This window comes from Nocardia sp. NPDC004722, assembly GCF_053601505.1.
Genome location: NZ_JBSGBY010000320.1, coordinates 1 through 9,675 on the forward strand (window position 1 = coordinate 1; position 9,675 = coordinate 9,675).

7 protein-coding genes are annotated in these 9,675 nt (G+C 70.0%); 4 read left to right on the forward strand and 3 right to left on the reverse strand.

The window, feature by feature from the left end; genetic code table 11:
- Positions 1 to 51 precede the first annotated feature (51 nt).
- Both ACWELQ_RS27305 and ACWELQ_RS27310 read left to right on the forward strand, forming a co-directional pair.
- Positions 52 to 213, forward strand: a complete 162-nt coding sequence (locus tag ACWELQ_RS27305) for a hypothetical protein (RefSeq protein ID WP_452399903.1) — start codon at positions 52 to 54, stop codon at positions 211 to 213.
- A gap of 84 nt (positions 214 to 297) precedes the next feature.
- Positions 298 to 861 carry an NADPH-dependent FMN reductase gene (locus tag ACWELQ_RS27310; RefSeq protein WP_452399904.1) on the forward strand — a complete coding sequence of 188 codons (564 nt, stop codon included), beginning with the start codon at positions 298 to 300 and terminating at the stop codon, positions 859 to 861.
- 10 nt (positions 862 to 871) lie between these two features.
- Here the strand turns inward: ACWELQ_RS27310 and eccE are convergent, their stop codons facing one another.
- The gene (eccE, locus tag ACWELQ_RS27315) at positions 872 to 2,515 is read right to left on the reverse strand and encodes a type VII secretion protein EccE (RefSeq protein ID WP_452399905.1); all 1,644 of its coding nucleotides are present in this window, start codon (positions 2,513 to 2,515) and stop codon (positions 872 to 874) included.
- A 107-nt stretch (positions 2,516 to 2,622) separates the two neighbouring features.
- On the opposite strand from eccE, the gene eccB reads away from it, so the two are divergent.
- Positions 2,623 to 4,110 carry a type VII secretion protein EccB gene (gene eccB / locus ACWELQ_RS27320; RefSeq protein WP_452399906.1) on the forward strand — a complete coding sequence of 496 codons (1,488 nt, stop codon included), beginning with the start codon at positions 2,623 to 2,625 and terminating at the stop codon, positions 4,108 to 4,110.
- Between the two features lie 18 nt (positions 4,111 to 4,128).
- Here eccB and mycP read toward each other — a convergent pair whose 3' ends face one another.
- Together mycP and eccD are read right to left on the reverse strand one after the other, a co-directional pair.
- Positions 4,129 to 5,541: a type VII secretion-associated serine protease mycosin gene (mycP, locus tag ACWELQ_RS27325; protein WP_452399907.1), complete on the reverse strand. Its 1,413-nt coding sequence runs from the start codon at positions 5,539 to 5,541 to the stop codon at positions 4,129 to 4,131.
- A 4-nt stretch (positions 5,542 to 5,545) separates the two neighbouring features.
- Positions 5,546 to 7,018: a type VII secretion integral membrane protein EccD gene (gene eccD / locus ACWELQ_RS27330; protein WP_452399908.1), complete on the reverse strand. Its 1,473-nt coding sequence runs from the start codon at positions 7,016 to 7,018 to the stop codon at positions 5,546 to 5,548.
- An 80-nt stretch (positions 7,019 to 7,098) separates the two neighbouring features.
- Here eccD and eccCa point away from each other — a divergent pair.
- A partial coding sequence (gene eccCa, locus ACWELQ_RS27335) for a type VII secretion protein EccCa (protein WP_452399909.1) occupies positions 7,099 to 9,675 on the forward strand: 2,577 nt, incomplete at its 3' end.

Here is a 9,675-nt window from a genome sequence, read left to right on the forward strand (position 1 = left end):
ACCAGGTCTTCCACCGAGGTCGCGCGGTAGCCGCGCTCCCAGAACCGGCGCATGGCGGCCTCCACGACATCGTCGGGTTCGAATTCGCGGGTGCGCCGCCATGTCGTCGCGCATCCGGATCGGGCGCGGCAGGCGCTGGAGTTCTCCGCGCGCACCCAGCCCGGCAAGGGCCTGGCCGACTATGCCGCCCGGGGGATCGGGCGGCGCGGCTGAATCCTGCGCCGGCCCGGCGGGATCCTGCGCCGGCCCGGCGGAGTCCTGAGCCTGCCCGGCGGTGCGGCGGATTAGGCTCGCGGCATGGACAATCCGCTCCGGCTCGAGGTCATTGTCGCCAGTGTGCGCCCGAAGCGGTTCGCGCCGGTCGTCGCGGACTGGTTCCTCCGGCAGGCGCGCGCGGACGCGGATTTCGAGGTGGGCGTCATCGACCTGATCGATACGCCGCTGCCGGTGGATCTGACCGAGTCCGACGCGGTGCGGGCCTTCGCGCGGCGGGTCGAGGCCGCGGACGCTTTCGTGGCCGTCACCTCGGAGTACAACCACGGTTATCCGGCCTCGCTGAAGACGGCCTTCGACAGTCTCAAGCGCGAATGGCGCGGTAAGCCCATCGGTTTCGTCAGCTACGGCGGCCTGTCGGGCGGATTGCGCGCGGTCGAGCAGCTGCGGCAGGTGGTCGCGGAGATCCACATGGTGTCGGTGCGTGAGTCGGTCAGCTTCCACGAGGCCAAGCGGAAGTTCGATGCCGACGGGGAAACCACCGACGGCGCGGCGATCGACGCCTCCGGCCGCATGCTGCGTCAACTGGCTTGGTGGGCAACGGCTTTGCGGTCGGCTCGGACCGCCGATCCCTATCCGGGAAGCTGAGCGGCGGCAGCTAGCGCGCGACAGCGTGCGCCGCGCGCGGTGTTCCGATGTAGGTGGATTCGCGCGGGATGGAGACCAGCGTCAACGGCACCTCGGTGCTTCCGGTGCGCAGGATGACACGGTTGCCGGTCGCACCGGGTTGCGTGATCGACAGGTCGGGCCGGAGGCCGGGCCAGCCGAGCGGGTCGCCGGTGAGGTAGAGCGTCGTGATGCCCGCGTGCGGGGCGGGAGCGAGCAGGCCGTCGACCACGGTGGCGGTGAAATCAGCGTCGGACTGGTGGGTTTCGACCGCCAGCGCCAGCCGCTGCGGATTGCCGATGGTGGTGATCAGCTGCTGCCAGGACTCGGGCCGATCGGTGCGGATGAGCACGCGTTCCCCGACTGCTAGTGCGCGGAAGATCAGCTGCTGGGCCAGATACAGCTCTCCCGCCACGAACACGCTCGAAATCCCTTGGCCGACAAGCCGGATGGCGACGCCGTTGCCGTCCTCGTCGGAGCCGAGTAGCTGCCCGCAGCCCGCTGATGGCAGTTGCAGCGCGTCGATCCCGTCGATCGCGCGCAGCTCGGTGGGTACCGTCGCGTCCAGGCCCGGCACCGCGAACGGCAGATGCGCGAGCAGCCCCTCCCGGTGCCGGCCGTTCATCGAGATCATGTGCTGCTGCACGGGTTCTTCGGGCAGTTCCCGGGCGGTGAGCCGCCAGGCCGCGCCGATGCGCACGGTGTCGGCGCTGCGGCCCGGTCGCAGCCGCACCGCCACGGTGGTGCCGCGCGAGGCGGGCACCCACAGCTGGGCCAGCAGGTCGGCGGCGAGCTGCCCCGGATCCACGGCCGCGCCGATGTTCACGCTGTTGCCGAGTTCGGTGTAGCGCCAATGCTGGGTCAGCGCACCGGGATCCACGCCCGCGGTGACCTGGAGGGCGGCCTGGCGGATCTCGGGCGCGGTGAGCAGCCGGGCGGCGCAGTCGCCGTCCTCGAGGGTGCGCACGATGCGCTCGGTGGCGACCGTGACGGCCCGGCACGCGCCGTCCAGGCCGCCGCCGCGCCGGTCCGCGGCCTCGGGGCACAGCAGCGGGTCGAAGGCGATGGCCAGCCAGACGGTGCGGTGTGCGGTGGCGGGCAGCGGTCCCAGCAGGGATTCGTAGATCGCACCGGCGGGCGTGCCCGAGCGGCTGCGGTAGCCGTGCGAGACGACGTCGATGCCCGCGAGCAGGATGTCGTGCTGGGTAAGGCTTTTCGCGAGTTCGGGCAGCGGCAGCAGGTGGGTGGATTGCACGGTGGAGCGGCCGAGCCGGGTCAAGCCGCCCTTGGGCGCGAGCAGTTCCACGACGGCGACCACGCGGCTGCCGTCCCGGTAGAGCCCGAGCGAGCGGCCGTCGGGCGCGCGGAAGTCGATGATGTCGGCCGGTGCGTGGGTGCGCCTGGCGCGAAAGCGTCCGCGCGTGGCGATCCAGTCAGAGACGGTACGTTTGCCGAGAGGTAACAGAAGAACCAGACCGACCACTATTCCGGCGGTGAGTGCGCCCCACCAGGGCAATCCGCACACCAGCGCGACAACCAGGACGACCAGTCCGGCCAGTTGGGCGCAGACCAGGCTGGTGAACGAGATCCGGCCCAGCAGCGGCCGCCCCGCCGCCGCCCCAGAATCGATCGTCATCATCGGTCCCCGGCTCCCCGATATCGGCCCGCGCCGTGGCCGAGTGCGAATAAAGGTCCTGGTAAATGTACTGTGTTCGGCGAACGCAACGACTGCCGGGGACACGGATGCCTTCCAAACCCACGACCCGATGGCAGGTGAGCGGATACCGCTTCCTGGTCCGTCGCATGGAACACGCGCTGGTCCGCAGGGACGTGCGAATGCTGCACGATCCCATGCGGTCCCAGTCCCGCGCGTTCACCGCCGGACTGATCCTCGCGTGTGTCGCGCTGGCGGGTTGCGGAGTATTGGCTCTGCTACGGCCGCAGGACAAGATCGGGTCCAACAAGATCCTCATCGGCAAGGACACCGGCGCGGTCTACGTGGTCCTCGACAACGTGGTGCATCCCGCGCTGAACATCGCCTCGGCGCGGCTGGCCGCCGGGGACGCCGCCAAACCCGCGACCGTCAAGGAATCCGAGCTGGCCAAGAAGCCGCGCGGGCAGCTGATCGGCATTCCGGGCGCGCCGACCTCGCTGAACTTCGGCGGCGGCGACGGCCGCACCTGGACGGTGTGCGACGCGCTGTCCAACGACGGCAGCCGCACCCTCACCACCTCGGTGCTGGTCGGCGATCTGACCCTGGCGGACAAGGCCTCCGCGATGGAGTCCGGCAAGGCGCTGCTGGTGCAGGGCCGCGACCACACCTACCTGGTCTACGACAACGAGCGCGCGCAGATCGACCTGAACGACCGTGCGGTGGCCGACGCCCTCGATCTGCGCGGGCGCACCCCGCGGCCGATCAGCGAGGGCCTGCTCAATGCCATTCCCGAGGTGCTGCCGCTGGTCGCGCCGCGCATCGACAATGCCGGTGCCACAACGGGTTACCCGCTCGGCGACCACCGCATCGGTGATGTCGTGCAGGTGCGCACGGACAGCAAGTACTACGTGGTGCTGCCCGACGGGTTGCAGGCGGTCTCGCCGTTGACGGCCGACATCATTCGCAATACCTACCGCTCGACGGCCGCCGACACCTACATCGCGCAGGCCGATCGCACGGGTGCGCCGGTGTCCTCCGCGCTCGAGGTCGCCAACTATCCCGACCATGCCCCCGAACTGATCGACGGCAAGGATCAGCCCGTCGACTGTCTGTCCTGGAAGCCGTTGAACTCGGCCGACACCTCCGACGGCAGCAAGCACGCCGAACTGACCGTGCTCACCGGGCACGCGATGCCGATTCCCGACCGCGCCAAGCTGGTTCCGCTCGCGCAGGCCGACGGCAACGGGCCGAACGTGGACAGCTTCTACCTGAAGCCCGGGGCGGGCGCGTACGTCCAGTCCACCGGGATCGAGCCCGACAGCCAGCGCCACGACAGCCTGTTCTTCGTGTCCGACTACGGTGTTCGCTTCGGCATCAAGGATCTGGATTCGGCGAAGGCGCTGGGCATGGACCCGGCGAAGGTTCGCCCGGAGCCCGCGCCCTGGCCGATCCTCGGCCTGCTCGCGCCCGGGCCTACTCTCAGCCGCGAGGCAGCCATGGTCGCCCATGACGGTGTCGCACCCGACCCGAGCCCGGCTAAAGAGCCGGTGAGAACCCAAGCGCCGGGTGCGAACTGAACCGAACGGGGGCTGGGGTCAGCCGTCGGTGTCGTGGTCGCCGAAGCGGCGGCGCAGCGGGAACGAGGCGAGGAAGCCGAGCACCAGCAGCAGGGCGACGATGCCGGTGCCGATCAGGGCGACGTCGCGGGGCGTATTGTTCGGCGCGGCTGCGGGTTTGGGCAGCGCCAGTTGCTGATCTCGCGGTCCGGCGGCACGCTTGGGCGGTAGTTCACCGGGCACCTGTTCGGTCAGCGCCGCCACGGGATCGACTGTGCCGTAACCCAGGTACGGGTTCCAGCCCTCGCCGGGCGCGTGCGCGGTGGCTTCGATGCGCTTGATGACATCTGCCGCGCGCAGGTCGGGGAAGCGGGAACGCACCAGCGCGGCCACGCCCGAGACCTGCGGCGCGGCGAAACTCGTTCCGCTGTACGGGGTCACCTGTCCCTGATTGGTGACCTTCGCGGTGGTGAGCCCGGTATTGCGGGGATCGAGGGAGATGATGTTCTCGCCCGGCGCGGCCACCCCCATCCACGGCCCCGGCACGCTGAACTTCGACGGCTGTCCGAAGGCGTCCACCGAGCCGACCGACAGCACGTACGCGTCCCACCACGCGGGCACCACGTAGGAGCTGACGTGATCCCACGGATCCGCGGTGGGGTGCAAGGGATCCAGGCCCGGATTGCTCGCCTTACAGGTATCGGTATTGCCCGCCGCGGCCACGATGACCACGTCCTTCTCGACGGCCGCGTACTGCACCGCCGCACCCAGCGCGCCCATGTCGGCGCTGGTCGGCTCGCTGGTCGGGCAGGCGACCAGTGAGATGTTGATGACCCGCGCGCCCGCGTCGGCGGCCCGGCGCACCGCCGAGGCCAGCGCGGAGATCTTGCCGTAGCCGTCGGGCATGTCGTCGGGGCCCTTCTCCCGGCCCGCGCCCTTGGTCTGATAGAGGGCGCTGGTCTGGCGGATCGTCAGGATCCGCGCCTCCGGTGCGACTCCGGCGAAGCCCTGCCCCGCCGCCTGGGTGGCCCCGATCAGGCCCGCCACGATGGTGCCGTGGGCATCGCAGTCCTCGGTGCCGTCGCCGCCCGCGGCCACGTAGTCGCCGTCGGGGACGAGTCCGGGCAGTCGCGGATGGGGGGAGACGCCGGTGTCGATGACGGCCACCAATTGGCCTGCGCCCCGGGAGAACTGCCAGGCGTCGGGCAGATCCAGGGTGCGCTGGGTGGGCGGAATGGTCGGCCCGTCACCGCCCGCCTGGGTGCTGAAGCACGGCGAGTTCGCGGGATGCTCGGTCTCGGTCGGCGGCGCGGCCGGACTACCGGAAGGGAGCAGGCCCGCGTCGATGGGCGGCGGCCGATCCGCCTGTGCCACTACCGGGTTCGCACCGAACGACGCACCCAGCGCCAGTACCGATACCGCCGCCGCTACGTGAAAAACCTTGCCGCCCATCGAACTACAGTCCGCGCACCAGGGCGTAGAGATCGGTCACCCAGAAGGTCAGTGGCACCACCGCGGCGACGAACGCGTACTCGAGCAGTTCCACCGCGCGCCGCACCGGCGGGGTCGCCTGCTGGCGGGGCACGATGATGCCGAGCACGAGGGCCGCCGCGAAAAGCATCAGCGCCACACCGAAAATGGTGAGCGGCTGCCGCTGGGTGAGGGCCGCGCCGATGAGCACCAGCAGCACGATGGCGGTGCCGCCCGCGATCAGCACCACCGCCTGCTCCGCGCCCGCGTAGGTGCGGCTGCGGAACATGAGCACCACCGCGCACACCAACGCCAGCGCCAGGCCCGGCCAATACGGGCTGTCGGCGGTGGGATCCACGGCGGAGACGGCCCCGGCCACGACCACCACGCTGGTGGCGGTCACGAGTCCGGCCAGATATTCGCGTGCCCGTTCGGATTTCAGGCGCAGCGCCTCGAGCGTGGGCAGCGCGCGGTGGTCGTCGGGATCGTCCTCGGTGGGGTCGATCGGGGTGCCGGGGGCGGGGACCGGTGGCAGCGGGAGTTTGGCCAGCAGCATGGAAACCCGTGGGGCCAAGGACAATCCGGCCAGACCCAGGGCCGCCGCGCCGCCGCCGATGGCCCGCGCGGGCAGGTCGGTGAGCAGGCCCACCAGGCTGGCGGGGATCGCGAAGACGGCCAGCGTGGTCGCGCCGATGAACAGGCCCAGCCCGACCCCGCAGACCCGCCAGGCCAGAATCGCGGTCGCACCGAGCAATACCGCCCCCAACAGCGCATTGGCCCAGCCGTAGTGGCTGGGCACGAACAGCATGCCCGCGCTGAAGGCGGTCGGCAGCGCGCAGCCGCCCAGCACCAGGGCGCTCGCGTGGTCGCGGTACATGCGGGCCAGCACCATGGCGGCGGTGACCAGCAGCAGGGTGACGAAGGTGGCCACGGTGGCGCTGACCCAGCCGGGGATCGCGGTCGGCGCGGCCAGTAGCCCGAAGCAGCCGGTCAGCATGATGGCCACGGCCAGGGCCGATCCGGTGATCCGCGCGGTGCGTGGTGTCCAGCCGCGGAAGTGGTCGCTGTCGGCGATGGCGACGTTGTACATGATGTCGTCGAACAGCGGTGTGGGCGCGATGTGCTCGGCGCTCTCGAGCATGAGCAGTTCGCCGTCGCGCACGCTCTGCTCGGACAGGCTCAGGGAATTGGAGAACGGCGGCTGCCCGATGCGGGCCAGCACCCACTCGTGGGGTTCGACCTGTTCGCCGTCGTGGTCGAAGTCGTTGCCGCGATTGTGTTGATCGACCATGTCGACCACGCTCGGGATGACCAGCGCCACCGGCACATCGACGGGAATGGCCATGTCGACCTGGGTGTGCTTGGCCAGAATGGTGACTCGCGCCAGGTCCGGTGCGCGGACCGCGCCCGCCGGGTTGGACCGGAGTTCGTCGAGATGATCCGTACGCGAGTGCGTCACGCCCGCAGAGTACGGCATGATGGTTGCCGTCCGTACACTGAGGCCGCATGTCCGCGGGTTTCGATGGGTGAATATCAGCGATGAGCACCGTACGGTTCCAGCGCCGTCCACGCCGGGAGATGCCCCGCTCGCCCGGCGGTGAGGTGACGCTGCAGCCGCCGCCGGAGATCCCCCGGGCGGTCCCGGCCAATCTGTTCTCGAAGCTGATGCCCGTCGTGATGGGTGTCGGCATGCTCGGGATGGTGGCGCTCATGATCACCTCCGGCAGTGGTCTGGCGACCAATCCGATGAGCCTGATGTTCCCGATGATGATGGTGTTCTCCATGGTCGGGATGTATGCGGGGCAGGGCGGCAAGGGGCAGAAGGCGGCCGAGGCGAACGAGGACCGCAAGGACTATCTGCGCTATCTCGATCAGGTCCGCCGGGATGTGGAGGAGACGGCCGGGCAGCAGCGGGCGGCCGTCGAGTGGAGTCATCCCGAGCCCGGGGTGATCTGGATGCTGGCCGGGACGACGCGCATGTGGGAGCGGCGGCCCGGCGACAAGGACTTCTGCCATGCCCGCATCGGACTCGGTAGCCAGAGGCTTGCTACCAGACTGGTCGCCCCGGAAACTGGGCCCGTCGAAGAGCTCGAACCCATTGCCGCGGTCTCGCTGCGGCGCTTCGTGCGCACCCACTCCACCGTGCCGGATCTGCCCACCGCCATCGCAGTCAAGGGATTCGCCGCCGTGCAGCTCACCGGCGACCGCGCCCAGGCCCGCGAGATGACCCGCGCGCTGCTGCTGCAACTGGCCATGTTCCAGGGGCCCGACCAGGTCCTCATCGCCGTGGTCTGCGGGCCCGACACCGGGCGCGAATGGGAATGGACCAAGTGGCTGCCGCACACCCAGCACCCCGACTCGCAGGACGGGGTCGGCAGCGGGCGCATGGTGTACGGCTCGATCCGGGAGGCGCACGCGGACCTGAACCCGCTGCTGTACAACCGGGTTCGCTACTCGCGCAATCAGCCGCCCAACCCGGCCCTGGTGCAGATCGTGCTGGTGGTGGACGGCGGACTGCTCGAGGCAGAGGAAGATCCGTTGCGGGAGAATGGATTCGAAGGCGTCACGATTCTCGACCTGTGCGGGTACGCGCCCCGGCTGGCCGCCTCCCGCGGCATCCAGATGGTGGTGGAGAACGGTGAATGCGCCGGGCGCGGGCCCACCGGGGTGATGGAGCGCTTCGCGGTCATCGACCGCATCACCGCCAAGGAGGCCGAACAGGCGGCGCGGCGGCTCGCGCCCTACCGGGCCGCCACCCAGCGCACCACCGAGGCGACGGGCGAAGAGGGCGAGGTGATTTCGACCTGGACGCAACTGCTGAACCTCGGCGATCTCGGCGCCTTCACGCCCGAGACGGCGTGGAAGCCGCGTTACGGTCGTGAACGGCTGCGGGTGCCCTTCGGCGTCGGGGCCGACGGGCTGCCGGTGGTGCTCGATATCAAGGAGGCTGCCGAGGGTGGCATGGGCCCGCACGGGCTGTGCATCGGCGCGACCGGTTCCGGCAAGTCGGAATTCCTGCGGACACTGGTGCTTTCGCTCATCGCGACGCACTCGCCCGATCAGCTCAACTTCGTACTGGTGGACTTCAAGGGTGGCGCCACCTTCCTCGGGCTCGACGGCGTCGCGCACGTCGCGGCCATCATCACCAACCTGGAGGAGGAAGCCGACCTGGTCGATCGCATGCGCGACGCCCTGGCCGGTGAGATGAACCGCCGCCAGGAACTACTGCGCGCGGCGGGCAATTTCGCCAACGTCTCCGAATACGAGAAGGCCCGTGCGGCGGGCGCGGACCTGGACCCGATGCCCGCGTTGTTCGTGGTGCTCGACGAGTTCTCCGAACTGCTCTCGCAGCACCCGGATTTCGCGGAACTGTTCACCATGATCGGACGGCTGGGGCGGTCGCTGCACGTGCACCTGCTGCTGGCCTCGCAGCGGCTGGAGGAGGGACGGCTCAAGGGACTGGAGAGTCACCTTTCGTATCGGATCGGACTGAAGACGTTCTCCGCCAATGAATCCCGGCAGGTGCTCGGGGTGCCGGACGCCTACAACCTGCCGAACAATCCCGGCGGCGGCTACCTGAAATCCGATTCCGGGGAGATCCAGCGCTTCCAATCCGCCTACGTCTCCGGACCGTACGTGGGCGGCGGGTCCCAGCGGGACGCCACCGTCGCCACCCAGGCCGGTGAGATCGACGTGACCGCGCGGCCTTTCGTTGCCGGTCACGTGGATTTCCGCGCCGCCGACCGCATTCCGCTGCCCGAACAGCCCGCGGCGGTCGAGGTCCCAGTGGAGGCCGAGCAGATCTCCAACCTGCAAATGCTGGTCTCACGGGTGCGCGGGCACGGCCGTCCCGCCCACGAGATCTGGCTTCCGCCGCTCGGGGCCGCGCCCACCCTGGACGAGCTGCTGCCGCGCTCGATCCTGACCGGCGACTGGAATCCCGTTGCGGCACTGCGGGCCCCGATCGGCATCGTCGACCGGCCCTACGATCAGCGCCGCGACCCCATGGTGGTGGACCTGTCCGGATCGCGCGGCAACGCGGCCGTGGTCGGCGGCCCGCAGTCGGGCAAGTCGACCGCGTTGCGGTCGCTGGTGATGGCGATGTCCCTGACGCAC